Raw genomic sequence first — 26,815 nt, forward strand, 5'->3', positions numbered from 1 at the left:
GCCCACCGGCGGATACCAGCCGATTCATACAGTACAGACCGAGAGCCGGATATGACATAGAACACAACAACAAATCTGGTTTGGTCATATTGGTCGACAAGGCCAGTCGTTCCGGGGCATGGCAAAGCCGGGATGGCCGTGCCATCCCGGCTGGGTCCCGCCCGGCGGCGGGGCAATATGGGGTTGTTACACGCTTACGGCTGGCGGGGGCTACTGGCGGGGCGTCCGGACAACCTCGCTGATCCAGGCTTTGGTCTTCGCGTCCAGCGGGCCGGCCACGTTGCTAGCCCGGTACGCACGGTCGGCCTTGATCTTCTGCAACACCATCCGGCCGAGGCCCGCGAAGACGGCGGCAGCGACCACGGGAAGCAGGACGGATCTCTGTTTCTCAGCCATCCCCACATCCTACTGAGCGCCATCGTCGCAGACCATAGGAACGCCCACAGCGGAGAACGCTGGCGCGCCGGAGCCGGGCGCCGCCCGGGGCGCCGCTGCCGCCGCCTGGTCACGAATACGGCGGGACCCGCGGGGCCCGGTAGAATGAGCGTGCAAGCTCGCGGAGCGCCCGTTCCATGTTGTCCTTCAACACAGTTGTCCTCACCGGATAACGGACCGGCGTGAGACGGCACTACTCCGCTGCGCCCTTACCCAATGCTCACGCACAGGAGTTACCGGATGCCCCGGATCGTTGTCGACGTCATGCCCAAGCCCGAGATTCTCGACCCGCAGGGGAAGGCCATCGTGGGTGCACTGCCCCGCCTGGGCTTCACCGCGTTCAGCTCTGTCCGCCAGGGCAAGCGGTTCGAACTGACCGTCGACGGCGAGGTGACCGAGGAGATCCTGGCCCAGGCCCGGAACGCGGCGGAAACCCTCCTCTCCAACCCGGTCATCGAGGACGTCGTCAACGTCGAGGTCGTCGAGGCCTGAGATGACTGAACTCCCCCTGATCGGCGAGGCCGTCGCCGTCGCCGCGCAGCCCAGGCTCGCCGGTGCGCGGATCGGCGTCGTCACCTTCCCTGGCACCCTCGATGACCGCGACGCCGCACGCGCGGTCCGCCTGGCCGGCGCCACCCCCGTGGCGCTCTGGCATGCGGACACCAGCCTCGGCGACGTCGACGCCGTCGTGATCCCCGGCGGTTTCTCCTACGGCGACTACCTCCGTGCCGGCGCCATCGCCCGCTTCGCGCCGCTGATGGCCAGGATCATCGACGCCGCCAACTCGGACGCCCGGCTGCCCGTCCTCGGCATCTGCAACGGCTTCCAGATCCTGACGGAGTCGCACCTGCTACCCGGTTCGATGATCAAAAACGACCACCTGAAGTTCCTCTGCCGCGACCAGATCCTGCGGGTGGAAAACAACGCCACCGACTGGACGCGCGACTACGCCGCCGGCCAGGAGATTACGGTGCCGCTGAAGAACCAGGACGGCCAGTACATCGCGGACGAGAAGACTCTCGACGCCCTGGAGGCGGAGGGCCGCGTGGTGTTCCGCTACGTCGGCTGGAATCCGAACGGCTCACGCCGCGACATTGCCGGCATCTCCAACGCCGCCGGCAACGTCGTGGGCCTCATGCCGCACCCCGAGCACGCCGTCGAGACCGGCTTCGGCCCGGAGACGGGCGCCGGGACCGAGGGCCTCGGCTTCTTCACCTCTGTCCTGAACACGATCGTGGGAGACAACAAATGACGGAGACCCCGGCAGTGGCGGCGCCCGAGCAGACCGCCAGGAAGTTCAACATCGACACCGTGGAGAATGCGGCGAGGACCCCTGACGTCGACCTTCCCTGGGCCGAGCTGGGCCTGAAGGAAAACGAATTCAACGAGGTCGTCAAGGTCTTGGGCCGCCGCCCGACCGGCGCCGAGCTCGCCATGTACTCGGTGATGTGGAGCGAGCACTGCTCCTACAAGTCCTCCAAGAACCACTTGCGCCAGTTCGGCGAAAAGGTGACCGAGGAGATGAAGAAGGACATGCTCGTGGGCATCGGCGAGAACGCCGGTGTCACGAACCTGGGCGACGGCTGGGCGGTGACGTTCAAGATCGAGTCGCACAACTCGCCGTCGTTCGTGGAGCCCTACCAGGGCGCCGCGACCGGCATCGGCGGCATTGTCCGCGACATCATCTCGATGGGTGCCCGCCCGGTGGCCGTGATGGATCCGCTGCGCTTCGGCGCCATCGACCACCCGGACACCGCCCGCGTCATGCACGGCGCCGTGGCCGGCATCGGCGGCTACGGCAACTCCCTGGGCCTGCCGAACATCGGCGGCGAGATGGTCTTCGACTCCGTCTACCAGGGCAACCCGCTGGTCAACGCCCTCGCGGTCGGGGTCATGCGGCACGAGGACATCCGCCTCGCCAACGCCTCCGGCAAAGGCAACAAGGTCGTGCTCTTCGGCGCCCGCACCGGCGGCGACGGGATCGGCGGCGCCTCCGTGCTGGCCTCCGAATCCTTCGATGACACCAAGCCGTCCAAGCGCCCTGCCGTCCAGGTGGGCGACCCCTTCGCCGAGAAGGTCCTGATCGAGTGCTGCCTGGAGCTGTTCAAGGGTTCCCTCGTTGAGGGCATCCAGGACCTCGGCGCCGCGGGTATTTCCTGCGCCACGTCCGAGCTCGCCTCCAACGGCGACGGAGGCATGGAAGTCGAGCTGACCTCCGTCCTGCTCCGCGACCCCACCCTGACGCCGGGCGAGATCCTCATGTCAGAGTCGCAGGAACGCATGATGGCCGTGGTCACTCCGGAGAACATTGCCGCGTTTGAAGCGGTGATGGACAAGTGGGCCGTGGAGTACTCCTGGCTGGGGGAGGTGACCGACACCGGCCGCCTGATCATCACCTGGGAGGGCGAGGTGATTGTCGACGTCGACCCTCGCACCGTCGCCCACGACGGCCCGGTCTACGACCGCCCGTACGCCCGCCCGGAATGGCAGGACTCCGTCCAGGCCGACTCCTTCACAGGCTCCGTGCAGGACACCGGCCGCCCGGCCGCCCCCGCTGAGCTGGCCGCCGCGGTCACCGAACTCGTCGCGTCGCCCAACATGTGCAGCAAGTCCTGGATCACCAACCAGTACGACCGCTACGTCGGCGGCAACACCGCCATGGCGTTCCCGGACGACGCCGGCGTGGTCCGCGTGGACGAGGAAACCGGCCTGGGCGTGGCTCTGGCCACCGACGCCAACGGCCGCTACACGTACCTCGACCCGTACCACGGCGCGCAGCTGGCGCTGGCCGAGGCATACCGCAACGTCGCCACCTCCGGCGCCGTGCCGATGGCCGTCAGCGACTGCCTGAACTTCGGCTCCCCGGAAGATCCCGACGTCATGTGGCAGCTGGCCGAAGCCATCCGCGGCCTGTCCGATGCCTGCATGGTCCTCGGCATCCCGGTCACCGGCGGCAACGTCTCGCTGTACAACCAGACCGGCACCACTCCCATCCACCCGTCCCCCGTGGTCGCCGTGCTGGGCAAGCTGGACGACGTCGCCCGCCGCACCCCTTCGGGTTGGAAGGAAGACGGCCAGGCCATCTACCTGCTGGGCACGACGGCGGCGGAACTGGACGGCTCGGAATGGTCCAACCTGCGCGGACACCTCGGTGGCCTGCCGCCGGCGGTCGATCTGGCCGCCGAACGCGAACTCGGCGAAATCCTAATCAACGCCTCGCGCGACGGCATGGTGGACGCCGCGCACGACCTCTCCGAAGGCGGCCTCGCGGCGGCTCTCGTGGAGTCCTCGCTGCGCTATGGTGTCGGAGCCCGCATTTCGCTCCAGGACGTGCTGGACCGCGACGGCGTGGACCTGTTCACCGCGCTGTTCTCCGAGTCCCAGGCCCGCGCCATCGTGTCGGTGCCCCGGTCCGAGGAGATCCGTTTCAAGGACATGTGCACGGCCCGCGGCTTCGCACACGTCCGGATCGGCGTCGTGGACGCCGAGAGCGGCAAGCTGGAGATCAACGGCGTCGACACCCTGGACCTCGACGCGCTCCGCGAAGCCCACGAGGGGACGCTGCCGAAGTACTTCGGCTAGTCCCCACCGCCTCCCTCGCCTCGCAAGCTCGGCCAGGGAACCCTGGCGGCGTGGGCCCACCCACCCAGCAACCAACGCGGGGTCACTTACCGCCCAAAAATCCCCTCGGGATGGGCGCCTAGTGACCCCGCGTTGCTTTTAGTCGTCGCTGCGGAGTTCCCGCTGCCGGGCGCTGAGCAGCTCGAGTTCCGGCCGCGCGGCTACGAAGCGTTCGACGGCGGCCAGCACGTCCACGAGGTGGGCCCGGTCCGCTGCCACGAGCCCTGCGCCGATTACGGTGCGCCGGTACTGGTCGTGGTACTCGGCCTCGCTCACCGAAACGTCAAAGCGGCGCTTGAGCTCTGCCAGCACGGGCCGCACCACGGAGCGTTTCTCCTTCAGGCTGTGCACATCGCCCAAGAGGACATCAAGTTCAATCCAGCCGATCCACATGCCTGAATTTTCCCATCGATTGCTGGAGCGGAGTTGGACGGGTCAGATAGTGAGCTCGCCCATCCGGTCCCAGCCGTCGCCGTCGAGCTGGCGGCTGATGATCCGGGGGGTTTCGGCCAGCGCCTGCGGCATGTCTGCCATGGCCTGCTTGAAGTGGCTGCTGTTGACGTGGTCGCCAGCGGCGTCGTCCTTGAAGGCCTCGACCAGCACGAACTCATTGGGGTCGTCCACGCTGCGGGACCAGTCGAACCACAGGTTGCCGGGCTCCTGGCGGGTGGCCTGGGTGAAACCGTCCACGAGGCCGAGCCAGCGCTCGGACCAGTCGGGCTTGACCTTGAATTTAACGACGATGAAGATCACGGGCTGTTGCCTTTCAATCGGGAATTCCGGAGGTTCAATTCTGGCAGAGCCTCAGCAGGCGTCGATGGCCGCCCGGGCCCGTTCCTGCTGCTGCGGGGTGCCCACCCGTTCCGCCCACTGCTCGGCAAGCTGGAACTCCACCATCGCCTCGGTACAGCGTCCGGCGTCGTGCAGGGTCCAGCCGAGGTTGTTGTGCAGCGCCACCATCCACCGCTTGGTCCGGGGATCATGCACCGTGGACGCGTACTCCAGGGCGCTGCGGGTCCAGGCCTCGGCGTGGGCGGTGTCCGCGATCGCCAGCATGTGCAGGGCGTCGACGGCCAGGAATTCTTCGCCCAGGTGATCGGCGAGCTCTGCGGCCTGTTCGAACAGCGGAACCGCCATTTCGGCGTGGCCTCCGGAATTAAGCACCCGGCCGCGTTCCAGCAGCACCCGCACGGCCACCGTGGGCTCGTCGCCGTCGATCGAGTCCAGCAAAGCGTCGGCTTCCTCGTACCGCCCCTGCAGCCCAATGGCCCGGCCCAGCTGGGTGGCGAACTCAGCCCGTTCGTCGTCGTCGTACGCCGGATCCGCGATCGCCGCGCGGAAGCGGGACTCCGAAAGGCCCGGGTCGTCAAAGTTCCACAATCGGTCAAGGGTCTGTTGGTTCAGCATCCACCTGCTCCTGATCAGTTCACACCTGCGGCCAGTTCCTGTGCACTCCTAAGGTATCGGGAAGTGACCAGCCGGCGCGCCCGGGCGGTGACGGCGCCGCCGGCCGCGTAGAACCAGTTCGAGGGCACACCGAAGGCAGTGATCTGGATCAGGACCAGGCCCTTTTCGTCGAGCGAGATTTCGAACGACTCCTCGCCCCGGACCGGATGCCCGGGCAGCGTCCCGTAGCCGAACCCGGCGGACTGCGGACCGCCGCCGGGGACCGGCCGGCGCACCCAGACCACCTCGCAGGGCGCGTCAATCCGGAACGGGCCGACGCCGAAGCCGCTCACCACGCGCGTCCCGGGAAGCACGACGTCGGACTCGGCACGGACGCGCAGCCCGGCCCGCTTTTGCAGTTGCCAGGTCAGCATTCCCTGCACGGCGCGGCGGTAGGCGGCTTCGCCGTCGCCCACATACGCCTGGATGACGACGCCGGCGCTGCCTTCGGGCAGCACACCGCTCTCGGTGGCCCCGATTCCGTCATAGTTCAGTTCCCCGCCGGCGATCCGCCGGGCGTTCACGTCCGGTCCTCCCCGCCGGCGAGGCGGGCCCAGCCAAGCTGCTCCTGCTGGCGGCGGCTCAGGGTGGCGACCACGAGGTCATAGGAGTCTTCCACCATGTCCCGGACCATCGAGTCGGGCAGTGCGCCGTCCAGCCGCACCCCGTTCCAGTGACGCTTGTTCAGGTGCCAGGCACCCGTGATCTCCGGGTGGGCTGACCGCAGTTGCTCGGCGAGGGCCGGTTCGCATTTCAGGCTCACGGCGAAGTCGTCCGGGTCCATCGCGGACAGGGCGAACATCTTGGCCTCGTGGCGGCTCCCGCCGGCCACCGCTGCACGGACCTTGAAGACCGAAGTTTCAGGGCCGAAGGGGAAGTCTTCAAAGGCGCCGGGGAAGCCTAGGCAGATCCGGCGGAGCGCGGCGACATTCATGGATTAACCCTACTTTCGTCCACCGACATTCTCCGGCCCGCGCGGGCCGGTTCAGTCGACGCCGAGGAAGTCTTCCAGCAGCACGACCTCAAGGCCGGCGGCCTGCTGGGCGGCCCGGAACGCGGCCAGGTCGGCCGCGAACCCCGGCCGGAAGTGCATCAGCACGATGTCCCCCGGGCGCAGGGCATTGCCGTACTGGTAGTCCATCCGACCGGCGTTTGCTTTCGCCTCCCAAGTGACGATCGCCTTGATGCCCGCAGCCGCGGCTGCCTGTCGCATGACCGAGGAGTAGGCGCCCCCGGGCGGACGGAACAGTGTGGGGCGGCGCCCGAACTGCTGCTGGACGTAGTCCTGCATCCCGTTGATTTCCGCCAGCTGTTGCGGGTAGCCCAGCTGCGTGACCATGTTGGTGTTGTGACTCACGGTGTGGTTCTCCACCAGGCTCCCCTGGGCGGCGAACTGTTTGAAGAACCCAGGATCCGCCTGCACAAAGTTTCGGGTGAGGAAGATGGTGGCGGGATAGTCGTAGTCGGTCATGAGGTCCACCATTTCCGGGGTCCGCGTGACGCCGTCGTCGATGGTCAGGAATACAACGGGATGCTTCGTCTCAATCTTGGTGAGGACAGGCGCAAGGCCGTTCTGAACCGGGGGCAGCTTGAAATCCGGGATGAAGCTGCGCCGGATGCGTTTGCCGACCGGGCGCCGCAGGGTCTCCGGGGCCGCCGCCGCCGCGGTTGTTGAGCGTTCAGGGGTCAGCGCCGTCGGCAGCGCAGGACCGGGGGCGGAGGGGTCCGCTGCGGCACCCGTCGTGGTGGGTTCCGGAGCAGAGCATCCAGCCAAAGCCGCCGCGAGGGAGGCGCCGAGGAACCCCAACGCTGCCCGGCGCCCGGGACGGGCCTGCAACGCGGGCTGGTGCACTTCGCACATGCGGGAATCCTGGGCTCGACGGGAGGGGTGTCGGCAGAAGAGTAGCAGAGCAAAGTGTCCGGCCGGGGCAGCGAACCGCAGGCTTCGTCTAGAGACCGAAACGCGGAGCTTCCTGGGCCGGACAGGCGTTCATAACAACGTCCAGGCCCGCCGCCGTGGCCCGGGCCGCGGCAGCCTCATCGATCACTCCCAGCTGCAGCCAGACGGCCCTGGCTCCGGCGGCGATCGCCTGGTCCACCACGTCGCCTACCTTCCGGGAATTCACGAAGCAGTCCACGACGTCGAGGGGATGCTTGGCCGCCGGGATGTCGGCCAGCCTGGCGTAGCCGGTCTCACCGTGGACAGGGTCGGCCGGAAGGTTGACCGGGATGATCTCCATGCCAAGCCGGTCCCGGATGTACAGGGAGGTGTCATAGGCGGCACGCCATTCGTTGGTGGTCAGGCCCACGATCGCCCACCTTCCCTTGGTGCGCAAGAGCCGTTCGATGACTGCAGGGTCGTTTACGTGGGTCATCTGCACAGCCTACGTCTCACCCCGGCGGCCGGGCCGCAGCGCACCGGCCGCCGGGGAGGGTGTCCCGAACAATCGGCCGATGGACCGCTCTGGGCGGTGGAATGTCCGAATATTACGCGGCGGATTTGGGGTAACCCGGCATTTCCGTTTTAGTGGGTAGTGACCATCCCGAGCGGCCGAGAGACCTGGATCGATGAAGCCGCAGCAACCCTGGTCGTCGGAGTTCCTCCCCGGAATCCGCCGACAGCAAGGCAACGAGCCACGGGAGCGGCCGGACCGACGATCCGGCCGGAGGCTCGTTCCGTAGGGTGCTACTGCCAGGACCGATGGAGTAACCCTATGACTGCTGTCCTGTCCCCCTCCCCGACCGAGGCGTCCGCCGACGCCCCCGGGGTGCCCCACCCTACCCCTGCCCTGCCGGTGTCCTTCCGCGGGCTGCGCCGGGCCTTCGGCTCGGGTGCCGAGACGCACACCGTGCTGCGGGACGTGAACTTCGACGTCCGCGCCGGAGAAGTCCTCGCCATCCTCGGCACGTCAGGCTGCGGAAAATCCACCCTGTTGCGCGCCGCGGCAGGCCTCGACGCCCCCAGTTCCGGGACCGTGGAGATCGACGGCGCTCCGGTCCAGGGTGTGGATTCCCGCTGTGCCTTCGCCTTCCAGGAGCCGCGCCTGCTTCCGTGGCACACCCTGCAGGCCAACATCGCTATCGGCCTGCCCACCGGCGTCAGCGCCCGCGAGGGCAAAGCCAAGGTTGCACGGCTCCTCGGACTGGTGGGCCTGCAGGACTTCGCCAAGCACCGGCCGCGCGAGGTCTCCGGCGGCATGGCCCAGCGCGCCTCGCTGGCCCGGGCCCTGGCCCGGAACCCCGGCGTGCTGCTGCTTGACGAACCCTTCGGCGCCCTCGATGCCCTGACCCGGATCAAGATGCAGGACCTGCTCCTGGAGGTCCACCGGGCCGAGCCGACCACCGTGCTGCTCGTGACCCACGACGTCGATGAGGCTCTCCAGCTTGCCGACCGCATCATCGTCCTGGGCCGGGAAAACAGCGCAGGGCCGGCCGTTGCGGCGCCGGGCGCCACGATCATCCGGACTGTCGACGTGCCCGGGGACCGCCCGCGCGACCGGGCCTCGGCTGAGCTGGCCCGGCTGCGGGCCTCGCTTCTGGCGAGCCTCGGCGTCGACGGCCACTAACCGCACCGCTTCCCGCACCGGCCGGACGCGCCGCGGGAAGCGCCTGCCGCGCCCGCCCCCACTCTTTCCCCATCCGCACCGTTCTCACCGTTCTCAAAGGAACCTCCATGTCTGTCGCCCGCAACATCACCCGCCGCGCCTCCCGCCGCGCGTTCCTCACCGCCGCGGCCGTCTCCGCAGCCCTGGCCCTCACCGGTTGCGTGGCCGGCGAAGGCTCCGGCCAGCCGACCGCCGGTTCCAACGCCGCGGGTGGCGCCCTCAACATTGACTTCGCCACGTACAACCCGCTGAGCCTCGTGATCAAGAAGAAGGGCTGGCTTGAGACGGCCCTGAAGGACCAGGGCGTGACCGTCAAGTGGATCCAGTCGGCGGGCTCTAACAAGGCCAACGAGGCCCTGCGGTCCGGCGCGATCGACGTCGGTTCCACCGCCGGCTCCGCCGCGCTCCTGGCCAAGGCCAACGGTTCGCCGATCAAGGCCATCGACATTTTCTCCCAGCCCGAATGGGCGGCCCTGGTGACCAAGCAGGGCTCCGGCATCAGCAAGGTGGCGGATCTGAAGGGCAAGTCGGTGGCCGCCACGAAGGGCACGGATCCGTACTTCTTCCTGCTCCAGTCCCTGTCCGAGGCCGGGCTCTCAGCGAAGGACGTCACGGTGCAGAACCTGCAGCACGCGGACGGCCGCGCCGCCCTGGAAAACGGCTCCGTTGACGCCTGGTCCGGCTTGGACCCGATCATGGCGGGCGCGGAGCAGAAGGGCGCCACGCTGTTCTACCGGAACCTCTCCTTCAACACCTACGGCTTCCTGAACGCCACGGAATCCTTCCTGAAGGACAAGCCGAAGCAGGCTCAGGCCGTCGTCAACGCCTACGAGAAGGCCCGGGCCTGGGCCGCGGCCAATCCGGACGAAACCGCGCAGATCCTCGCCGACGCGGCCGGACTGGACCCCGCCGTCGCGAAGACCGTGGTGCTGCAGCGCAGCAACCTCAATGTCAACCCGGCCCCGGGCGAGGCGCAGCGCAAGGTGCTCGCCAAGATCGGGCCGACGTTCGTGGAGACCGGGGACGTCGCGAGCCAGAAACAGATCGACGACGCCGTCGCCTCCCTGCTCGATGACTCGCTGGTGAAGAAGGCGGATGCGTCCGCCATCAAGGATTCGTAATGACACGCCTCGATACCCTCGCCCTTACCGGCAACAGCAGCCGGCGAGCTGCAGCCCTCCCCGCACCTTCCGCGTCCCGGGCGGGGATCCTCGCCAACGGCTGGGCGCGTCTGCTCCTTGGCCTGCTCATCCCCGTGGCGGTGCTGGCCGCCTGGCAGCTGTCTACAGCTGCCGGGGTGTTCAGCGTGGTCCAGCTCCCACCGCCGGCCATGGTGCTGGAGGCCGGCCTGGACCTGCTGCAGCGCGGGCAGCTCGGCCAGCACATTGCGATCTCGACCCAGCGGGTGCTGATCGGTTTTGCTGCCGGCGCCGCGCTGGGGCTGGTTTTCGGATCGCTCGTGGGCCTGTCCCGGTTCGCCGACGCCCTGCTGGCGCCGACCATCGGCGCCCTCCGGGCGGTCCCCTCGCTGGCCTGGGTGCCGCTGCTCATCCTCTGGATGAAGATCGGCGAGGACTCCAAGATCACCCTGATCCTGATCGGCGCGTTTTTCCCGGTCTTCACCACGGTCTCGCTGGCGCTGCGCCACGTGGACCGGAACCTGGTGGAAGCGGCTCGAGCGTTCGGGCTCAACGGCGTGAAGCTGCTGACCACTGTCCAACTGCCGGCCGTGGTTCCTGCCGTGTTCTCCGGCCTCCGGCTGGCCCTGGCCCAGGCCTGGCTGTTCCTGGTGGCGGCCGAACTCATCGCTTCCTCGATGGGACTCGGCTTCCTGCTCACGGACTCCCAGAACAACGGCCGCACGGACCGGCTCCTGCTGGCGATCGTGCTGCTGGCCGGGATCGGCAAGATCACCGACGCGCTGCTGGGCCTGGCCGAAAAATGGGCGGTGAAACGATGGGCGTGACCCTGACGGACCCTGCCCTGCACACACCGCAGACGGAGGCCGAGCGCATCGCCTTCTGGGAAGCCGCCGCGCTGCGCCTCGACTGGGCGGACGCCCCCGCCGGATCCCCGGACCGCTCCGGCAAGCCCTGGCACACCGCCCACCGCCGGGTCCCAGCCGACGTCGACGCCGGCACCGGTCCGGAGATCAGCTGGTTCGACGGCGGCCGGCTCAACGTCGCCACCAACTGCGTCGACCGCCATGTAGCGGCGGGACGCGGGGACAAGGTGGCACTGCACTTCGAGGGCGAGCCCGGCGACCGCCGCACCGTCACGTATGCCCAACTGCAGCGCGAGGTCTCCAAGGCCGCCAACGCCCTGCTGGAGCTCGGCATCGGCAAGGGCGACCGGGTGGTCATCTACCTCCCGGTGATCCCGGAAACGGTGATCATCACCCTGGCGGTGGCCCGGATCGGCGCCATCCATTCGCTCGTCTTCGGCGGTTTTTCTGCCGAGGCGCTCAAGTTCCGGGTGGAGGACACCGGGGCCAAGTTGCTGGTCACCACGGACGGGCAGTTCCGCCGCGGTGCAGCCGTGCCGGTCAAGGGAAACGCAGACGCTGCGGTTGCCGGGGACAATGCGGTCGAGCACGTCCTGGTGGTCAACAGGACCACCGCACCGGAGTTCCTGCACACGGTCCCGATGACCGCGGGACGCGACGTGTGGTGGCACGACGTCGTCGGACGCGCTTCCGAGGTCCACAAAGCGGAGGCGTTCGACGCCGAAACACCGCTGTTCATCATGTACACCTCCGGCACCACCGGCAAACCCAAGGGCCTGGTCCACACCTCGGGCGGTTACCTCACGCAGGCGTCGTGGAGTTTCGAGCACCTCTTCAGCAATCCGGACCCCGCCCTGCGGGACCGGGACGTCCACTGGTGCACCGCGGACCTCGCCTGGGTCACCGCCCACACCTACGAGCTCTACGGCCCGCTCTCCAATGGCGCCACCCAGGTGATCTTCGAGGGCACCCCGAACACTCCGCACCCGGGCCGGCACTTTGAGATCATCGAGCGCTACGGCGTCACGCAGTACTACACCGCTCCCACCCTGGTCCGTTCGCTGATGGGCTGGTTCCCGGACGGCGTCCCGGCCACGTACGACCTGTCCTCCATCCGGCTGCTCGGCACCGTCGGCGAAGCCGTCAACCCCGAGGCGTGGCGCTGGTTCCGGGAGAACGTCGGAGCCGGCACCGCCCCCGTTGTGGATACCTGGTGGCAGTCCGAAACCGGCGCCACCATCCTCTCCCCCGCGCCGACCGACACCGACTTCAAACCCGGCTGCGCCGCCCGGCCGCTGCCCGGCGTCGGCACCCGGATCGTGGACGACGCCGGCAACACCGTCCCGCCGGGCGTCCAGGGCTTCATCGTGGTGGACGCCCCCGGCCCCGCCATCGCCCGGACCGTGTGGGGCAACCCGCGGCGCTACTTCGATTCCTACTGGCGGCAGTACGCCGAGCAGGGCTGGTTCCTCGCCGGCGACGGCGCCAAGTACGACGACGACGGCGACATCTGGATTCTCGGGCGGGTGGACGACACCCTGAACGTCTCCGGACACCTCCTCTCCACCATCGAGATCGAATCGGCCCTCGTTTCGCACCCCGACGTGGTGGAGGCCGGCGTGTGCCCCGTCGCGGACCCGAAGACCGGACACGCGATCGTCGCGTTTGTCGTTCTGAAGGATTCGGCGGCGATTTCCTCGGTAGCCGCGCATCGCGCGAGCGAGGAACGAGCGAGTGTGTCTAAGCGGCGCGAGGAAATCGCCGCCGAACTCCGAGCTCACGTCGCAACGGCGATCGGGCCGATCGCGAAGCCGCGCGACGTCGTCGTCGTGCCGGATGTGCCGAAGACCCGCAGCGGCAAGATCATGCGCCGGCTGCTGACCCAGCTGTTCGAGGGCACTGCGCTCGGCGACACCACCTCGCTCCAAAACGAACCATCCATCGCGGACATCCAGGATGTCCTGCGGACCCGAAATACCCCGGAAGTAAGGAACACCCATGACTGACATCAGCAGCGCCGCCCGTCTTTCCGAACCGCTCAAGTTCGCCTACTGGGTCCCGAACGTCTCCGGCGGCCTGGTGGTCTCCACCATCGAGCAGCGCACCGGCTGGGACTTCGAGTACAACAAGAAGCTTGCCCGGATCGCGGAGAACTCCGGCTTCGAATACGCCCTGACGCAGACCCGGTACGCCGCCTCCTACGGCGCGGACAAGCAGCACGAGGCCACCTCGTTCAGCCTCGCCCTGCTGGCCGCGACCGAGCGGCTCAAGGTGATCTCCGCCGTCCACCCGGGCATGTGGCACCCCGGCGTGCTGGCGAAATACATCATCACCGCGGACCACATCTCCAACGGCCGCGCCGCCGTGAACATCGTCTCCGGCTGGCTCAAGGACGAGTTCACCAACTTCGGCCTCGAATGGCTGGAGCACGACGAACGCTACGTCCGCACTGAGGAGTTCATCCGGGTGCTCCGCGGGCTCTGGACGGAGCAGGACTACAGCCAGTCCGGCAAGTACTACAACATCACCGACTTCACCCTCCAGCCGGCCCCCGTGGACGTGCCGGGACGCGCGCACCCGGAGATCTTCTTCGGCGGCAACTCCACCGCGGCGCAGGCCACGGCCGGCCGGGTCGCCGATTGGTACTTCTCCAACGGCAAGGACCTCGAAGGGTTCAAGGAGAACATTGCCGGCGTCGTGGCCTCCGCAGCTGAGGCCAGGCGCGGGACCGAGGGCCGGCTCGCCGCCCCGAAGTTTGGCCTGAACGGCTTCGTCATCGCCCGCGAGTCCGAGAAGGAAGCCCGGGACACCCTCCGCGAAATCGTCGAGAAGGCGCACAAGCCCGCCGTCGAAGGTTTCCGGGCTGCCGTCCAGGAGGCCGGCGCGTCCACCAGGGACGGCAAGGGCATGTGGGCCGATTCCAGCTTCGAGGACCTGGTCCAGTACAACGACGGCTTCAAGACGCAGCTGATCGGTACCCCGGAGCAGATCGCCGAGCGGATCGTGGAGTATAAGAAAATCGGTGTGAACCTGTTCCTCACCGGGTACCTGCACTTCCAGGAGGAGGTGGCAGCGTTCGGTACGGACATCCTGCCGATCGTCCGCGAACTCGAGGCCGATCTCGCCCGCAAGAACGGCACCGAACTTGTCCCCACCCCGGCCGCGACCGGCGCTACCGGCAAGCTGGTGAACGCATAATGGCTGACCGCAAGTTCGGGTTCCGCACCCGCGCCCTGCACGCCGGGGGCACCCCGGACGCCGAGCACGGCGCCCGTGCGGTGCCGATCTACCAGACCACGTCCTTCGTGTTCAAGGACACCCAGGACGCCGCCAACCTCTTCGCGCTGCAGAAGTACGGCAACATCTACTCCCGGATCGGCAACCCCACGGTTGCCGCCTTCGAGGAACGGATCGCTTCCCTCGAGGGCGGCATCGGCGCCGTGGCCACGTCCTCGGGCATGGCCGCGGAGTTCATCACCTTTGCCGCGCTGACCCAGTCCGGGGACCACATCGTCGCGGCCTCCCAGCTCTACGGCGGCACGGTCACCCAGCTGGACGTCACGCTGCGCCGTTTCGGCGTGGACACCACGTTCGTCGCCGGCACCGACCCGGCGGACTACGCCGCGGCCGTCCGGGACAACACCAAGGCGATCTTTGTGGAGGTGGTAGCCAACCCCTCCTCCGAGGTCCAGGACCTGGAGGGGCTCGCGAAGGTGGCGCACGACGCCGGCATCCCGCTCGTCGTCGACGCCACCCTGAGTACCCCGTACCTGGTGCGGCCGATCGAGCACGGTGCGGACATCGTGATCCACTCCGCCACCAAGTTCCTCGGCGGCCACGGCACCACCCTCGGCGGCGTGATCGTCGAGAGCGGCCGCTTCGACTGGGGCAACGGGAAATTCCCGACCATGACCGAACCGGTGGCGTCCTACGGCAACGTCTCCTGGTGGGGCAACTTCGGCGAGTACGGATTCCTCACCAAGCTGCGCTGCGAGCAGCTGCGTGACATCGGCCCCGCCCTGTCCCCGCAGTCGGCCTTCCAGCTGCTGCAGGGCGTCGAAACCCTCCCCCAGCGCCTGGACGAACACCTGAAAAACGCCCAGGCTGTGGCCGAATGGCTGGAGGCGGACGAGCGCGTGGCCTACGTGAACTACTCCGGCCTGCCCTCCCACCCGCACTTCGAACGGGCGCAAAAATACCTGCCGCTAGGACCCGGATCGGTGTTCTCGTTCGGTGTGAAGGGCGGACGTGCCGCCGGCCAGAAATTCATCGAGTCCCTGCAGTTGGCCTCGCACCTGGCCAACGTCGGAGACTCGCGGACCCTCGTGATCCATCCCGGCTCCACCACGCACCAGCAACTCAGCCCGGAACAGCTCGAATCCGCCGGCGTCCCCGAGGACCTGGTCCGCATCTCGATCGGACTCGAGGACATCGAGGACATCCTCTGGGACCTGGACCAGGCCCTGGACGCCGCGTCGGAGACGGCAGATCCGCATGCACTGTCGGCCGACACCTGCACGATTGGAGCAAACGCGTGAGCACGGAAGAAACCAGGACCTGGACCGGACCCTCGGCCCCTGAGCGACGGAATCTGCTGCGGCAGGCGAAGTCCATCGCCATTGTGGGAGCCTCGGACAAGCCGTCCCGCGCGAGCTACTTCGTGGCGACCTATCTGCAGTCCTCCACCCGCTACAAGGTGTACTTCGTGAACCCGGTGGTGAAGGAAATCCTGGGCCAACCGACGTACGCCTCGCTCGCGGACCTGCCGGAAAGTCCCGACATCGTGGACGTCTTCCGCAAACACGACGACCTGCCCGGTGTGCTGGATGAGGCCATCGCAGCCGGCGCCAAGACGCTGTGGCTGCAACTCGGGTCGTGGCACGAGGACGTGGCGAAGGAAGCCGAAGCTGCCGGGCTCGACGTCGTCATGGACCGCTGCGTGAAGATCGAACATGCCCGGTTCCACGGCGGCCTGCACTTGGCCGGCTTCGACACCGGGGTCATCTCCGCCAGGCGCCAGGTCCTCGCCTAGCCGCACCCACCCGAGCCGCCCTCACGGATGTGATCGAATGGGCGGATGACACACCGCGTGGTAGTGGCCGCCCTGCTCGGCCCTGCGGGAATTCTGCTGTGCCGCAGGAGCTCGGCATCACCATCGAGCGGCCCCGAGGCTCGCCGTCGTTCCAACTCAGCAGGGGCGACGGCGGGCCCGCTTCACTGCAGCTGCAGGCCTGGGCCATCACGGACTGGGACGGCGTGCCGTCCAACGGCGCGCCTGGGGAGCACACGGAGAGCGGCTGGTTCGGGATTCCGCAGGCGCTCAGCCTGAACCTAGCCCACCACGAGTACCGCGCAGCGATCCCGCAACTGCGCGGTGCCTAGTAGTTCCGCTCCGGCAAGTCGGACGACGTCGGCGGCAGATCGGGAACCGACGGGACGGTCGGCAGCGGGCTGCTGGGAGTGTTGCGGCCGTTCTGGCCGTCCTGGCCGGGGACCACGGGGCGCTGTCCCGGCGTCGGCAGCACACCCCCGCGTCCCACTGCGGGAGGCGTGGGAACGGGGCCTGGGTGCTTCGGCGCCGGCACGGTTGCCGCCGGGGAGGGCTCCGCCGGAGTCGTACTGTGCGGGGAGGTGATTGCCGGAACCGGCACGGGAGCCGCGGGGAGATCCGTGGGCGCGGGCGCGGTGGGCGCAGGAACCGGGGCAGGTGCCGCGGGCTGGAAAATGACGGTGAAAGCCTGGCCGACGTCCTCGCGGAAGTCCTGGCTGGAGGCGGCCACGGCGCCGACGCCGAGGCTCATGGCACCCACGACGGCCCCGCCGACGAGCGCCATCCGACGCTTGCGGCCGCGGCGGCGTTCGGCGAGGCTGCTCACGCCTGCCGGCAGGGAGTCCGCCGGCAGGGAGTCCGCGGTCGCGTCCGCTTGGGCTGGCGAGCCTGCGGCGAGGAGCGCCGCGAGGTCGGCGCGGGGCGCCGGTGCCTGCTCCGGAACCAGGGCCTGCATCCGCTCGAGGGTGCTGCGGAGTTCGGTGGCAGCTTCGAGGCCGGAGTCACGGAGCATCGCCTGGATGCTGCCATCCTTTTGGGGGTTGCGCGTGCCGGTCATGATGCTGCGTGGTCCTTTTCGGTTACAAGTTCGCGCAGGGCACTGAGCCCGCGCCGCTGAAGCTGTTTGATCGCACCCGGGGTCTTGCCCATGATGCCGGCCACCTGATCGATGGAGAGATCTGCGACGATCCGCAGGACTAGGACTTCCCGTTGCTCCTCGTTGAGCTGGGAAAGCGTTTGGGACAGTCCGCCCAGCGAACCGAGAGCCTCGTCCTCGGCCGAGGCGGAATGCCTGGCGTCGTTCAAAGGGTCGTATTCGGCCAAGTGCGGCGTTCGCTCTGATCGCCGGTGGTGGTCAACCAGCCTGGCGTGGGCGACGGAGAAAACGAACGTCCGCAAGCCTTTGTGGCCGCCGGTGACATTTTCCAGTTTCGGCAGGACGTCCACGAACACGTCCTGGGTCAGGGCCTCGGCATCGTCAACGCCCTTGGCCCGGAAGTAGCCCAGCACCGCGGGTGACATCACGGTGTAGACGGCGCTGAATCCTGACGGGTCGCCAGCTAAGGCTGCCGACAGTTCGTCATCGCTCAGCTGGTCTGCCAAGAGGCTTTCCTTCCGTTACTGCTTGGGGTGCGGCCCCCGATAGTCTAGCGGCCGCACCCCGACACCTCCGAAAGGGAGGCGTTTGGTGCTTACTTGTTGAGCTTGGGCAGCTCTGCCGACGGCTTCGCCGGGCCAGCAACGTTCAGCCGGGTATCGGCATGCGCGGCACCGGCAGCGCCCTCGGCACCGGCGTTGCCGTTGACATTGGCGCCGTCCTCGTTGGCACCGGCGTTGCCGTTGACACTGGCGCCGTCCTCGTTGGCACCGGCGTTGCCGTTGACACTGGCGCCGTCTTTGTCAGCGGAAACCGAACCCTCGGAGCCCTCAACGGCGGCGTCGCCCTTGGCGGAGCCGTCAACGTTCGGGGTTGCGGGCACGGCCGGAACAGCCGGGGTGGCGGGCAGTTTCGGGGTTGCCGGAACAGCCGGAACGGCCGGAACGGCAGGGGCGGCGGGCGTAGCGTGGTTCACTTCAGCCTGCTGGGTGCTGGACATCTGGGCCGCGTTGGCCAGGCCGATTCCGGAGAAGGCTCCGACCGCGAGAATAGCGGCGCCGACAGCAATCTTTGTGGTCTTGCTAACACTCTTCATGAAAAACGTACATCCTTTGGTTGGTTGAAGGCTGGCCGGCGCCTGATGGGGGCAGGCGCCAGCCGGCACTTACAGTCGAAGTCCTGTCGGCACCTGATGGGGGCAGGTGCCCGTCGGAACTTTCTCTCGAAGTCCGTGGCGCCTGATGGGGGCAGGCACCGCTCGGAGCTTTCTCTGACAAGGCCGGCCGTTGCTGGTGGGGGGACCAGGTTCCGGGCGACGCTTTCAAAGGAGTAATCGCTGCGGCATGCGAAAAGGTTACGCAGGGATCGAGCTTTCTTTTTCTTTATTTAACGACGACGGCGGCGGGCCACCTTTCCAGGTGACCCGCCGCCGTCGTCGTATGCTGCGGAACCGTTAGCCGGTACTAATCAAGGATCAGGTCGTTGACCACGATCGTCTGGTCGCGGTCGGGGCCGACGCCAATCGCGGAGAAACGGGTACCGGAGAGCTTCTCCAGGGCCAGCACGTAGTTCCGGGCGTTCTCCGGCAGGTCCTCCAGCGTGCGGGCGCCGGTGATGTCCTCGGTCCAACCTTCGAAGTACTCGAAGATGGGCTTGGCATGGTGGAACTCGGTCTGGGTCATCGGCATCTCGTCGTGCCGGACGCCGTCAACGTCGTAAGCCACGCAGACAGGGATCTGCTCGATGCCGGTGAGCACGTCCAGCTTGGTAACGAAGTAGTCGGTGAAGCCGTTCACGCGGGAGGCGTGGCGGGCCAGGACGGCGTCGTACCAGCCGCAGCGGCGCGGCCGGCCGGTGTTGACGCCGAACTCGCCGCCGGTCTTCTGCAGGTACAGGCCCATCTCATCGAACAGTTCGGTGGGGAACGGTCCCGCGCCGACGCGCGTGGTGTAGGCCTTGATGATGCCGATGGAGCGCGAGATCCGGGTGGGGCCGATGCCCGAGCCCACGGAGGCGCCGCCGGCGGTCGGGTTGGACGAGGTCACAAACGGGTAGGTGCCGTGGTCCACATCCAGGAAGGTGGCCTGGCCGCCCTCCATCAGGACAACCTTGCCCTCGTCCAGCGCCTTGTTCAGCACGAAGGTGCTGTCGATGACCAGCGGACGCAGGCGTTCGGCGAAGGACAGGAAGTAGTTCACGATCTCGTCCACCTCGATGTCGCGGCGGTTATAGACCTTGACCAGCAGTTCGTTCTTCTGCCGCAGCGAGCCCTCAACCTTCTGGCGGAGGATGGACGCGTCGAAGACGTCCTGCACACGGATGCCCAGGCGGGCCACCTTGTCCATGTAGGCCGGACCGATGCCGCGGCCGGTGGTGCCGATGGCGCGGCTGCCCAGGAACCGTTCGGTGACCTTGTCCAGGACCTGGTGGTAGGGCGCCACGAGGTGGGCGTTGGCGGAGACGCGCAGCTTGGAGGTGTCCGCGCCGCGTGCTTCGAGACCGTCGATCTCCTGGAACAGGGCCTCGAGGTTCACCACGCAGCCGTTGCCGATCACCGGGACCGCGTTGGGGCTCAGGATGCCGGCCGGAAGGAGCTTCAGCTCATACTTCTCACCGCCCACGACGACGGTGTGGCCGGCGTTGTTGCCGCCGTTGGGCTTGACAACATAGTCGACTCGGCCGCCGAGCAGGTCAGTGGCCTTACCTTTGCCTTCGTCGCCCCATTGGGCTCCGACGATCACGATTGCTGGCATGGGATCCTCCCCCATTCGTTCGGGCCGAAATCCGTGTGATTCACCAGGGTGGTCACCGGAATTCAGCGCCGTTCATGAGAATGCCCCGAATCTACCGCTGTGCTCAGTACCACTACGACATCAACGCCAGAGTCCGGGGCTCTTACCACCCAAGTTTAGCCGAAAACGGTCACCGGCACCGTTTTGGCGCCGGTTGTGGGACGCGGCGCCACATAGCGGGCATGACTTGCGGGACGGTGCCCGGGTGGAATTTAGTGGGAGGGACCATCCCGAGCGGCCGAGGGACCTGGCCCGTTGACGCCGCAGCAACCCCGCCGGACACGGGCCGCCTTCCGCGGCCGCCGTGACCGGCCACGGTGCTACTGCCAGGACCGATGGAAGGAATCCTCGCCATGTCCCTGAGCACGCCGTCCCAGAACACCGACCACATCCGGGTCACGCATGCCGGCTCGTTGCCCCGCACCCCGGAACTGATCGCCGCGAACGAGGCCAAGGAAGCAGACGGGATCACCCCCGAGTTCCTGGACCTGCTGGAGACTTCCGTGGTCGACGTCGTGCAGCGCCAAAAGGACCTGGGTATCGACATCCCCAACGACGGCGAGTACGGGCACACCATGTCCAGCTCGGTCGACTACGGCGCCTGGTGGAACTACTCCTTCTCGCGGCTCGGCGGGCTCGAACCTACGGAGGTGGACCGCTGGGCCGACGCCCAGGTGCACCGGTCCACGCCGGGACACATTGTCCTGACCTCTTTCCCGGACCGCCGCGACCGGCAGCAGTTCAACGACGCGTACAACGACCCCTCTTCCGGGATCCTGGCCCACCGCAAGGCCGTCACGCAGCCGAAGATCGCGGGGCCGCTGACGTACACCGGGCAGGCGCTTGTGGCCTCGGACATCGCCAACCTGAAGACCGGGCTGGCCGCGGCCGGCCTCACCGAGGGGTTCGTTGCCTCCCTCTCCCCCGGGTCCTGCGCCCGGGTGGCCAACGAGTACTACCGGAGCGACGAGGAACTCCTCTACGCCTGCGCCGACGCGATGCGCGAGGAATACAAGGCCATCATCGACGCCGGCCTGACGGTCCAGCTCGACGACCCGTCGCTGGCCGAGAGCTGGGACCAGATCAACCCGGAGCCGAGCCTCGAGGACTACCTGAAGTTCATCCAGCTCCGGGTCGAAGCGACGAACTGGGCCCTCCGAGACCTGCCGCAGGAGCAGATCCGGCTGCACGTCTGCTGGGGCTCCTGGCACGGCCCGCACACCACGGACATCCCCTTCGCGGACATCATCGGCTCCGTCCTGCAGGTCAACGCCGGCGCGTACTCCTTCGAGGCGGCCAACGTGCGGCACGAACACGAGTGGCGGGTCTGGCAGGACACCAAGCTTCCGGAGGGCAAGTCGATCATCCCCGGCGTCGTCTCGCACGCCACCAACGTGGTGGAGCACCCGGACCTGGTCGCGGACCGGATCGTGCGCTTGGCCGAACTCGTGGGCCGCGAAAATGTGATTGCGTCCACCGACTGCGGCCTCGGCGGCCGGGTCCATCCGCAGATCGCCTACGCCAAGCTTGAGGCCCTCGGCGAGGGCGCCCGGCGCGCCAGCAAGCGGCTCTGGTAGCCCGGCCGGCCGGGCCGGGCCCGGGCATCCCGGCCCGACTCGCCGGGCATTTCGCGGGGCTTGATAGACTGGTAAAGACCGAACAGGAATCGGTCCACACCACATTTTCACACCACACCGGCCGCTGCGCGCCCTCTCTTTGGCGTGCCCGCAACCGGTCTGGTTGCTTTACCAATCCCGCAGGAGACCCAGCAAGACATGACAGCCCTGGCCACTGAAAATTTCCGCGAACAGCTCCTGAGCCGCCGTTACGAAGCTAACGTCGCGCCCGTCAACGAATTGTGCGACGCACTGCAGACCGCCAAAGCTGGCACCACCGTCCCGTATGTGGATCCCGCGCACGACATCGACGAGTGCCGCATCGTCAGCCTGTACTCCAACATTGGTACTGCGGATCCGTCCGGCTTCATCACCGCCGGCGACGAGGAAGCCGCCACCCGCATGCTCGGCATCCAGTGGAAGCTGGCCCTGCGCCCCGAATTTGTTATGCCGTGGAACGTCCACCCGTGGCACGTCGACGGCGAACCCAACGGCAAGTTCACCCCGGACCAGATCTCGGCTGGGCTCAAGCCCTTGCTGAAGTTCCTTGCCCTGGTCCCGCGCGCATCCGTGATCGTGGCCCACGGCACCGAGGCCAACCGCCTCGCCAACCTGCTGCTCAAGACGGAGGTGCCGATGATCTGGCGCCGCGGCCTGAAGACCTACAAGGTCCGTTCGCTCAGCGGCCGCGCCTTCGCCGGCACCCCGGCCCGCCAAGAGCAGTACCTCGAGGAAATGCGCGTCGCCTACGCCGACGCCATGGCACGCACCGGATTGGCCAAGGCCAGCTAGTTCCAACACAACGACGGCGGGCTCCCACCTTGAGGTGGGAGCCCGCCGTCGTCGTTTAACCCTTGTACCGGGTCAGGCCTGCGCCTCGATGGCCTCCTTGGCCGTGGGATCGGAATCCTTGAGGAACTTCTCGATCCGCTCCGGTTCCTCGGCCTCGCCGATCGCCGCGGAGGCCCGGCCCAGCGAGTACAGGGCGCGGAGGAAGCCGCGGTTCGGTTCGTGTTCCCACGGGATCGGGCCGGCGCCGCGCCAGCCGTTGCGGCGCAGCGAGTCCAGGCCGCGGTGGTAGCCGACCCGGGCGTAGGCGTACGAGTCGATGGTCCGGCCTTCCTTCCACGCTTCCTCGGCCAGCACGGCCCAGAGCAGCGAGGACGTCGGGTGCTTCTCCACCAGGTCCAGCGCCTCGTGGCCCGCGTCCAGCCCGGCGTTGACCTCGGTCTCGGCGGGCAGGAGCGTGGGCTCGGGGCCCATCAGGTTCTTGCGGAACTCGTCGGACACGGTTAGAACGTCTTTCCGGTGGAGCCGAGCTGCTGGGCTGCCTCGACCACGCGGGCCGCCAGGCCGGCTTCGGCGGCGGCGCCCCAGACGCGGGGGTCGTACTGCTTCTTGTTGCCGACCTCGCCGTCGACCTTCAGGACGCCGTCGTAGTTGCGGAACATGTGGTCCGCGACCGGACGGGTGTAGGCGTACTGGGTGTCGGTGTCGATGTTCATCTTGATCACGCCGTAGGAGACGGCGTCCGCGATTTCCTGTTCGGAGGAGCCGGAGCCGCCGTGGAAGACGAGGTCGAAGGGGCTGGTCTTGCCGATCTTGGCGCCGACCTGCTCCTGGATGTCCTTGAGGATCTCCGGACGCAGCTTCACGCCGCCCGGCTTGTACACACCGTGCACGTTGCCGAAGGTCAGGGCCGTGATGTAGCGGCCGTTCTCGCCGGAACCGAGGGCGTCGATGGTGGCGAGGGCGTCCTCGACCGTGGTGTAGAGCTTGTCGTTGATGGCGTTCTCGACGCCGTCCTCTTCGCCGCCGACGGTGCCGATCTCGACCTCGAGGATCATCTTGGCTGCGGCGGTGCGCTCGAGCAGTTCACGTGCGATCCGCAGGTTCTCCTGCAGCGTCTCGGCGGAACCGTCCCACATGTGCGAGTTGAAGAGCGGGTTGCGGCCGGCCTTGACCTCGGCCTCGGAGGCGGCGAGCAGAGGCAGGACGAAGCCGTCCAGCTTGTCCTTCGGGCAGTGGTCCGTGTGCAGGGCGATGTTGACACCGTAGTTCTTGGCGACCTCCCGGGCGAAAGCGGCGAAGCCCAGGGAGCCGGCCACCATGTCCTTGGTGGAGGCGCCGGACCAGTAAGCTGCGCCGCCGGTGGAGACCTGGACGATGCCGTCGGACTCGGCCTCGGCGAAGCCGCGGAGAGCGGCGTTCAGGGTTTGGGAGGAGGTGACGTTGACGGCTGGGAACGCGAAGCCGCCCGTCTTTGCGCGGTCGATCATCTCGGAGTAGATCTCTGGGGTTGCAATGGGCATGCTGACTCCTAAAGTGAATTTCGTCTGCGGGCTGGGTTGACCCTGGAGTGAACCTCGTCGGCTACGACCCATCCTAGCCATTCCTGCGCCACGGCAGTGGTTCCTGTCACGCCGGGGCTGTAACACTATCTCTCGCCGAGAAGGCACTTCGCGCGTTGCCGGCTACCCCGGTATCTGGCCGAACACGTGCCGGCGGATCCAGGCGTGCATCGCAATGGCGGCGGCGGAGGCCGCGTTGATCGAGCGCGTGGACCCGAACTGCTCGATCGAGAGCGTCGCGACGGCGGCCGCATGGACTTCCGGCGTGAGGCCCGGGCCCTCCTGGCCGAAGACCAGCACGCAGTCCCGGGGCAGCTCGTAGGTTTCCAGCGGGACGGAATCGGGGAAGATGTCGATGCCGATCACGGCCAGCCCCTCGTCCTGGGCCCAGGCGACAAAGTCCTCGACGGTGGGGTGGTGGCGGACGTGCTGGTAGCGGTCGGTGACCATGGCCCCGCGGCGGTTCCACCGGCGCCGCCCGATGATGTGGACTTCCTTGGCCAGGAACGCGTTCGCGGTGCGGACGACCGTGCCGATGTTCAGGTCGTGCTGCCAGTTTTCGATCGCTACGTGAAAGTTGTGGCGCCGCGAATCCAGTTCGGCCACGATTGCCTCGTGCTTCCAATAGCGGTACTTGTCCAGCACGTTGCGGCGGTCGCCGTCGGCGAGCAGGTCCGGGTCCCAGTGCTCGCCCTGCGGCCACGGTCCCTGCCAGGGGCCGACGCCGACCTCCGCCTTGGGCTCCGCCTCGCCGTCCGGAGCGGCCGGGGTACCGGCAGGAGGTTCGCTGGGAGTCTCGGGTTCGGTCACTAGTCAACAGTAGACTGGGTCCTGTTGCGGCACACTATTGGCGGAGGGCACCATGGCGGATCAGCACGAAGACCACGGCACGGACCAGCGATCAGACTCCGACGAGGTGCCGTCCACCTCCTCGGTGTACCGCAGCGGCCAGGAGATCGAGTGCTGGCTGACGGACATGGACGGCGTGCTGGTCCACGAAAACCAGCCGATCCCGGGCGCCTCGGAACTCATCCAGCGCTGGGTGGACACCTCCAAGCGGTTCCTGGTCCTCACCAACAACTCCATCTTCACGCCCCGGGACCTCGCCGCGAGGCTGAAGAGTTCGGGTCTGGAAATCCCGGAGGAGAACATCTGGACCTCGGCCTTGGCCACGGCGCAGTTCCTCAAGGACCAGGTGCGCGGCTCGGAATCGGGCAACCGCGCCTATACGATCGGCGAGGCCGGGCTGACGACGGCGCTGCACGAGGCGGGCTTTATCCTCACCGACCAGGACCCCGACTTCGTGGTGCTCGGCGAAACCCGGACCTACTCCTTCGAGGCCATCACCATGGCCATCCGCCTGATCCTCGGCGGCGCGCGCTTCATCGCCACCAACCCGGACGCCACCGGCCCCTCCAAGGACGGGCCGATGCCCGCCACCGGCGCGATCGCCGCGCTCATCACCAAGGCGACCGGCCGGGAACCCTACATTGTGGGCAAACCGAACCCGATGATGTTCCGCTCGGCGATGAACCAGATCGACGCGCATTCTGAGACCACCGCCATGATCGGGGACCGGATGGACACCGACATCATTGCCGGTATGGAAGCCGGGCTGCACACGGTGCTGGTGCTCAGCGGCATCACGCACAAGGACGACATCGCGGCCTACCCGTTCCGGCCCAACCAGGTCCTGAACTCGGTCGCGGACCTGAAGAACCAGATCTAGGGCTAGCTCCGCGGGCAGCTAGAAGGCGGTCTTCTTGCCCCCGCCGGTGGGCAGCGGGAAAAACTCGTCCAGGAGCTGCTCGATGAGCGGCCGGTAGACCCCGGGGTTCCACTGCGGGCTGGCGTGCTCCGGCCGCGCCCCGTCCGTCCGCAGCGAATCCGAGACCATGTTCGGCTTGAACCTCAACATCCAGGTGTCCCGGGCCGTTTCGTAGCTCACGGTCTGATCCCTGGGGTTGCCGATAAAGGCCATCTTCGCGTCGCCCAGCTTGCCGACGAAGCGGTTCAGGTCAAAGTGGTAGATGTAGGCCGATTCTGTCTGGATCAGCACGCTGGACGGCGCGATCGGCGAGAGCTGTTCCAGGGTCTGGTCCAGAATCTGGCCCCAGCTCCGCTCGTGCTTGTTGAGTACCCGCTCACCGAGTTCGTAGCCGCCGCGAAGCACCGTGGGGAACCGGAAGCCGCTCTCGTAGAGGAACACCACACCCTCGAACCAGCTCTGGTCCAGGACGTCGTACCTGCTCGACGGACTGGAGTCGAGCAGGATGAACGCCACCTTGACCCCGTGCAGTTCCAGCAACCGGGCAGCAACTTGCACCGCGACCATGCCGCCGAAACTGTGGCCGTAGAAGTAGAGCGTGTCCAGCCGGTGCGCGCGGACGTGCTCAATGACGGCGATCACGATCTTGTCGATTTCCAGACCGACGTTGGAATAGCCGACGGCGGCCAGTTGGCCGCGCTTGTTCAAGGAGCCGCGCAGCGAGTTGAGGATCCACTGCGCCTCCTCCCAGCTGGTCTTATAACCGGGGAAAAGGAACCAGCCGGCGCGGGGGAAGTAGCGTTCGGCGACGTCGTCGGGAACCGTGAGGATCTTGTTGATCCGTCGTTCGGCCTGCACGCGCCGCGTGAACAGCATGTCCGCGGCCAGGACACAGGCGGCACCGGCGCCTACGAGGAAGTTCCGCCGCGAGAACCGTTCGAGTTCCGCGGCGTGCCGGAGGACGCGGGCCTCGGCGCTGCCGGGTCCGCGTCCGTCGTTCGCTTCCGTCTCACGCGGCACACCTTTACCG

Annotated in this window: 30 protein-coding genes; 14 read left to right on the top strand and 16 right to left on the bottom strand. The window is 67.5% G+C overall.

Features of this window, described 5'->3' with window-relative positions:
* Positions 1–210: 210 nt before the first annotated feature.
* Entirely contained in the window at positions 211–396 is a 186-nt protein-coding gene (locus ACZ5Z0_RS07550; protein WP_464110568.1) for a hypothetical protein, read from the bottom strand.
* Between the two features lie 279 nt (positions 397–675).
* Between ACZ5Z0_RS07550 and purS the strand changes: the two genes are divergently transcribed.
* The 3 genes from purS to purL are packed head-to-tail and all read left to right on the top strand — an operon-like array spanning position 676 to position 4,017.
* Positions 676–927 (top strand): phosphoribosylformylglycinamidine synthase subunit PurS, encoded by a 252-nt coding sequence (gene purS / locus ACZ5Z0_RS07555; protein ID WP_011690410.1) that lies wholly within the window; start codon positions 676–678, stop codon positions 925–927.
* Between the two features lies 1 nt (position 928).
* Positions 929–1,687, top strand: coding sequence for a phosphoribosylformylglycinamidine synthase subunit PurQ (gene purQ, locus ACZ5Z0_RS07560; RefSeq protein WP_464110569.1), 759 nt, complete (start codon positions 929–931; stop codon positions 1,685–1,687).
* Positions 1,684–4,017: a phosphoribosylformylglycinamidine synthase subunit PurL gene (gene purL / locus ACZ5Z0_RS07565; RefSeq protein WP_464110570.1), complete on the top strand. Its 2,334-nt coding sequence runs from the start codon at positions 1,684–1,686 to the stop codon at positions 4,015–4,017. Before purQ ends, purL begins: the two co-directional genes overlap by 4 nt.
* 138 nt (positions 4,018–4,155) lie before the next feature.
* On the opposite strand, the gene ACZ5Z0_RS07570 is transcribed toward purL, so the two are convergent.
* From ACZ5Z0_RS07570 to ACZ5Z0_RS07600, 7 genes are all read right to left on the bottom strand, one after another.
* Positions 4,156–4,449, bottom strand: a complete 294-nt coding sequence (locus ACZ5Z0_RS07570; protein WP_464110571.1) for a DUF503 domain-containing protein — start codon at positions 4,447–4,449, stop codon at positions 4,156–4,158.
* 42 nt (positions 4,450–4,491) lie between these two features.
* Positions 4,492–4,809, bottom strand: coding sequence for a putative quinol monooxygenase (locus ACZ5Z0_RS07575; RefSeq protein WP_464110572.1), 318 nt, complete (start codon positions 4,807–4,809; stop codon positions 4,492–4,494).
* 51 nt (positions 4,810–4,860) lie between these two features.
* Complete coding sequence (locus ACZ5Z0_RS07580; RefSeq protein WP_464110573.1) at positions 4,861–5,463, bottom strand: hypothetical protein; 603 nt, start codon at positions 5,461–5,463, stop codon at positions 4,861–4,863.
* 14 nt (positions 5,464–5,477) lie between these two features.
* Positions 5,478–6,026: a DUF1990 family protein gene (locus ACZ5Z0_RS07585; protein ID WP_464110574.1), complete on the bottom strand. Its 549-nt coding sequence runs from the start codon at positions 6,024–6,026 to the stop codon at positions 5,478–5,480.
* Positions 6,023–6,436 (bottom strand): MmcQ/YjbR family DNA-binding protein, encoded by a 414-nt coding sequence (locus ACZ5Z0_RS07590; protein WP_138767556.1) that lies wholly within the window; start codon positions 6,434–6,436, stop codon positions 6,023–6,025. Before ACZ5Z0_RS07590 ends, ACZ5Z0_RS07585 begins: the two co-directional genes overlap by 4 nt.
* 51 nt (positions 6,437–6,487) lie before the next feature.
* Positions 6,488–7,363: a polysaccharide deacetylase family protein gene (locus ACZ5Z0_RS07595; protein ID WP_464110575.1), complete on the bottom strand. Its 876-nt coding sequence runs from the start codon at positions 7,361–7,363 to the stop codon at positions 6,488–6,490.
* A gap of 88 nt (positions 7,364–7,451) precedes the next feature.
* Positions 7,452–7,877 carry a CoA-binding protein gene (locus ACZ5Z0_RS07600; RefSeq protein ID WP_464110576.1) on the bottom strand — a complete coding sequence of 142 codons (426 nt, stop codon included), beginning with the start codon at positions 7,875–7,877 and terminating at the stop codon, positions 7,452–7,454.
* A gap of 339 nt (positions 7,878–8,216) precedes the next feature.
* On the opposite strand from ACZ5Z0_RS07600, the gene ACZ5Z0_RS07605 reads away from it, so the two are divergent.
* From ACZ5Z0_RS07605 to ACZ5Z0_RS07640, 8 genes are all read left to right on the top strand, one after another.
* On the top strand, positions 8,217–9,068 hold the full coding sequence (locus ACZ5Z0_RS07605) for an ABC transporter ATP-binding protein (RefSeq protein ID WP_464110577.1): 852 nt from the start codon (positions 8,217–8,219) through the stop codon (positions 9,066–9,068).
* 107 nt (positions 9,069–9,175) lie between these two features.
* Positions 9,176–10,228 (top strand): aliphatic sulfonate ABC transporter substrate-binding protein, encoded by a 1,053-nt coding sequence (locus ACZ5Z0_RS07610; RefSeq protein WP_464110578.1) that lies wholly within the window; start codon positions 9,176–9,178, stop codon positions 10,226–10,228.
* Positions 10,228–11,073 (top strand): ABC transporter permease, encoded by an 846-nt coding sequence (locus ACZ5Z0_RS07615; RefSeq protein WP_464110579.1) that lies wholly within the window; start codon positions 10,228–10,230, stop codon positions 11,071–11,073. The genes ACZ5Z0_RS07610 and ACZ5Z0_RS07615 overlap by 1 nt, the downstream gene beginning before the upstream one ends.
* The gene (acs, locus tag ACZ5Z0_RS07620; protein ID WP_464110749.1) at positions 11,064–13,118 is read left to right on the top strand and encodes an acetate--CoA ligase; all 2,055 of its coding nucleotides are present in this window, start codon (positions 11,064–11,066) and stop codon (positions 13,116–13,118) included. The genes ACZ5Z0_RS07615 and acs overlap by 10 nt, the downstream gene beginning before the upstream one ends.
* Positions 13,111–14,310, top strand: coding sequence for a dimethylsulfone monooxygenase SfnG (gene sfnG, locus ACZ5Z0_RS07625; protein ID WP_464110580.1), 1,200 nt, complete (start codon positions 13,111–13,113; stop codon positions 14,308–14,310). The genes acs and sfnG overlap by 8 nt, the downstream gene beginning before the upstream one ends.
* Positions 14,310–15,650, top strand: a complete 1,341-nt coding sequence (locus tag ACZ5Z0_RS07630; protein ID WP_464110581.1) for an O-acetylhomoserine aminocarboxypropyltransferase/cysteine synthase family protein — start codon at positions 14,310–14,312, stop codon at positions 15,648–15,650. Before sfnG ends, ACZ5Z0_RS07630 begins: the two co-directional genes overlap by 1 nt.
* Positions 15,647–16,144 (top strand): CoA-binding protein, encoded by a 498-nt coding sequence (locus ACZ5Z0_RS07635; RefSeq protein WP_464110582.1) that lies wholly within the window; start codon positions 15,647–15,649, stop codon positions 16,142–16,144. The genes ACZ5Z0_RS07630 and ACZ5Z0_RS07635 overlap by 4 nt, the downstream gene beginning before the upstream one ends.
* A 98-nt stretch (positions 16,145–16,242) precedes the next feature.
* Positions 16,243–16,494 carry a hypothetical protein gene (locus tag ACZ5Z0_RS07640; protein WP_464110583.1) on the top strand — a complete coding sequence of 84 codons (252 nt, stop codon included), beginning with the start codon at positions 16,243–16,245 and terminating at the stop codon, positions 16,492–16,494.
* Here the strand turns inward: ACZ5Z0_RS07640 and ACZ5Z0_RS07645 are convergent.
* The 4 genes from ACZ5Z0_RS07645 to ACZ5Z0_RS07660 all read right to left on the bottom strand — a co-directional run bounded on the left by ACZ5Z0_RS07645 (position 16,491) and on the right by ACZ5Z0_RS07660 (position 20,011).
* A complete protein-coding gene (locus tag ACZ5Z0_RS07645) occupies positions 16,491–17,219 on the bottom strand; it encodes a hypothetical protein (RefSeq protein ID WP_464110584.1) in 729 nt (242 codons plus the stop codon). The two genes, ACZ5Z0_RS07640 and ACZ5Z0_RS07645, sit on opposite strands and share 4 nt — an antisense overlap.
* Entirely contained in the window at positions 17,216–17,764 is a 549-nt protein-coding gene (locus tag ACZ5Z0_RS07650; protein WP_464110585.1) for an RNA polymerase sigma factor, read from the bottom strand. The genes ACZ5Z0_RS07645 and ACZ5Z0_RS07650 overlap by 4 nt, the downstream gene beginning before the upstream one ends.
* An 89-nt stretch (positions 17,765–17,853) precedes the next feature.
* On the bottom strand, positions 17,854–18,354 hold the full coding sequence (locus ACZ5Z0_RS07655; RefSeq protein ID WP_464110586.1) for a hypothetical protein: 501 nt from the start codon (positions 18,352–18,354) through the stop codon (positions 17,854–17,856).
* 367 nt (positions 18,355–18,721) lie between these two features.
* Entirely contained in the window at positions 18,722–20,011 is a 1,290-nt protein-coding gene (locus ACZ5Z0_RS07660) for an adenylosuccinate synthase (RefSeq protein ID WP_464110587.1), read from the bottom strand.
* A gap of 392 nt (positions 20,012–20,403) precedes the next feature.
* Here ACZ5Z0_RS07660 and ACZ5Z0_RS07665 point away from each other — a divergent pair, with 392 nt between their 5' ends.
* A complete protein-coding gene (locus tag ACZ5Z0_RS07665) occupies positions 20,404–21,627 on the top strand; it encodes a cobalamin-independent methionine synthase II family protein (RefSeq protein WP_464110588.1) in 1,224 nt (407 codons plus the stop codon).
* A 198-nt stretch (positions 21,628–21,825) separates the two neighbouring features.
* A complete protein-coding gene (locus ACZ5Z0_RS07670) occupies positions 21,826–22,458 on the top strand; it encodes a uracil-DNA glycosylase family protein (RefSeq protein ID WP_464110589.1) in 633 nt (210 codons plus the stop codon).
* Positions 22,459–22,530: 72 nt separating this feature from the next.
* Here ACZ5Z0_RS07670 and ACZ5Z0_RS07675 read toward each other — a convergent pair whose 3' ends face one another.
* From ACZ5Z0_RS07675 to ACZ5Z0_RS07685, 3 genes are all read right to left on the bottom strand, one after another.
* A complete protein-coding gene (locus ACZ5Z0_RS07675) occupies positions 22,531–22,956 on the bottom strand; it encodes a DUF3151 domain-containing protein (protein WP_464110590.1) in 426 nt (141 codons plus the stop codon).
* Positions 22,957–22,958: 2 nt separating this feature from the next.
* Positions 22,959–23,978, bottom strand: a complete 1,020-nt coding sequence (gene fbaA, locus ACZ5Z0_RS07680; RefSeq protein WP_138767573.1) for a class II fructose-bisphosphate aldolase — start codon at positions 23,976–23,978, stop codon at positions 22,959–22,961.
* Positions 23,979–24,140: 162 nt separating this feature from the next.
* Complete coding sequence (locus ACZ5Z0_RS07685; RefSeq protein WP_464110591.1) at positions 24,141–24,827, bottom strand: TrmH family RNA methyltransferase; 687 nt, start codon at positions 24,825–24,827, stop codon at positions 24,141–24,143.
* A 52-nt stretch (positions 24,828–24,879) separates the two neighbouring features.
* Between ACZ5Z0_RS07685 and ACZ5Z0_RS07690 the strand changes: the two genes are divergently transcribed.
* Positions 24,880–25,746 (top strand): HAD-IIA family hydrolase, encoded by an 867-nt coding sequence (locus ACZ5Z0_RS07690; RefSeq protein WP_464110592.1) that lies wholly within the window; start codon positions 24,880–24,882, stop codon positions 25,744–25,746.
* A gap of 18 nt (positions 25,747–25,764) precedes the next feature.
* Here ACZ5Z0_RS07690 and ACZ5Z0_RS07695 read toward each other — a convergent pair whose 3' ends face one another.
* Positions 25,765–26,805, bottom strand: a complete 1,041-nt coding sequence (locus ACZ5Z0_RS07695; RefSeq protein WP_464110593.1) for a thioesterase domain-containing protein — start codon at positions 26,803–26,805, stop codon at positions 25,765–25,767.
* Positions 26,806–26,815 lie beyond the last annotated feature (10 nt).

This window comes from Arthrobacter sp. T2-23 (genome assembly GCF_055398325.1).

Coding starts and splice junctions, on each gene's coding strand:
- purL (WP_464110570.1), top strand. CDS start 1,684: ATGACGGAGACCCCGGCAGTGGCGGCGCCCGAGCAGACCGCCAGGAAG.
- sfnG (WP_464110580.1), top strand. CDS start 13,111: ATGACTGACATCAGCAGCGCCGCCCGTCTTTCCGAACCGCTCAAGTTC.
- ACZ5Z0_RS07580 (WP_464110573.1), bottom strand. CDS start 5,463: ATGCTGAACCAACAGACCCTTGACCGATTGTGGAACTTTGACGACCCG.
- fbaA (WP_138767573.1), bottom strand. CDS start 23,978: ATGCCCATTGCAACCCCAGAGATCTACTCCGAGATGATCGACCGCGCA.
- ACZ5Z0_RS07690 (WP_464110592.1), top strand. CDS start 24,880: ATGGCGGATCAGCACGAAGACCACGGCACGGACCAGCGATCAGACTCC.
- purQ (WP_464110569.1), top strand. CDS start 929: ATGACTGAACTCCCCCTGATCGGCGAGGCCGTCGCCGTCGCCGCGCAG.
- ACZ5Z0_RS07600 (WP_464110576.1), bottom strand. CDS start 7,877: ATGACCCACGTAAACGACCCTGCAGTCATCGAACGGCTCTTGCGCACC.
- ACZ5Z0_RS07655 (WP_464110586.1), bottom strand. CDS start 18,354: ATGAAGAGTGTTAGCAAGACCACAAAGATTGCTGTCGGCGCCGCTATT.
- purS (WP_011690410.1), top strand. CDS start 676: ATGCCCCGGATCGTTGTCGACGTCATGCCCAAGCCCGAGATTCTCGAC.
- ACZ5Z0_RS07595 (WP_464110575.1), bottom strand. CDS start 7,363: ATGTGCGAAGTGCACCAGCCCGCGTTGCAGGCCCGTCCCGGGCGCCGG.
- ACZ5Z0_RS07645 (WP_464110584.1), bottom strand. CDS start 17,219: ATGACCGGCACGCGCAACCCCCAAAAGGATGGCAGCATCCAGGCGATG.
- ACZ5Z0_RS07630 (WP_464110581.1), top strand. CDS start 14,310: ATGGCTGACCGCAAGTTCGGGTTCCGCACCCGCGCCCTGCACGCCGGG.
- ACZ5Z0_RS07670 (WP_464110589.1), top strand. CDS start 21,826: ATGACAGCCCTGGCCACTGAAAATTTCCGCGAACAGCTCCTGAGCCGC.
- ACZ5Z0_RS07590 (WP_138767556.1), bottom strand. CDS start 6,436: ATGAATGTCGCCGCGCTCCGCCGGATCTGCCTAGGCTTCCCCGGCGCC.
- ACZ5Z0_RS07610 (WP_464110578.1), top strand. CDS start 9,176: ATGTCTGTCGCCCGCAACATCACCCGCCGCGCCTCCCGCCGCGCGTTC.
- acs (WP_464110749.1), top strand. CDS start 11,064: ATGGGCGTGACCCTGACGGACCCTGCCCTGCACACACCGCAGACGGAG.
- ACZ5Z0_RS07615 (WP_464110579.1), top strand. CDS start 10,228: ATGACACGCCTCGATACCCTCGCCCTTACCGGCAACAGCAGCCGGCGA.
- ACZ5Z0_RS07605 (WP_464110577.1), top strand. CDS start 8,217: ATGACTGCTGTCCTGTCCCCCTCCCCGACCGAGGCGTCCGCCGACGCC.
- ACZ5Z0_RS07570 (WP_464110571.1), bottom strand. CDS start 4,449: ATGTGGATCGGCTGGATTGAACTTGATGTCCTCTTGGGCGATGTGCAC.
- ACZ5Z0_RS07665 (WP_464110588.1), top strand. CDS start 20,404: ATGTCCCTGAGCACGCCGTCCCAGAACACCGACCACATCCGGGTCACG.
- ACZ5Z0_RS07660 (WP_464110587.1), bottom strand. CDS start 20,011: ATGCCAGCAATCGTGATCGTCGGAGCCCAATGGGGCGACGAAGGCAAA.
- ACZ5Z0_RS07550 (WP_464110568.1), bottom strand. CDS start 396: ATGGCTGAGAAACAGAGATCCGTCCTGCTTCCCGTGGTCGCTGCCGCC.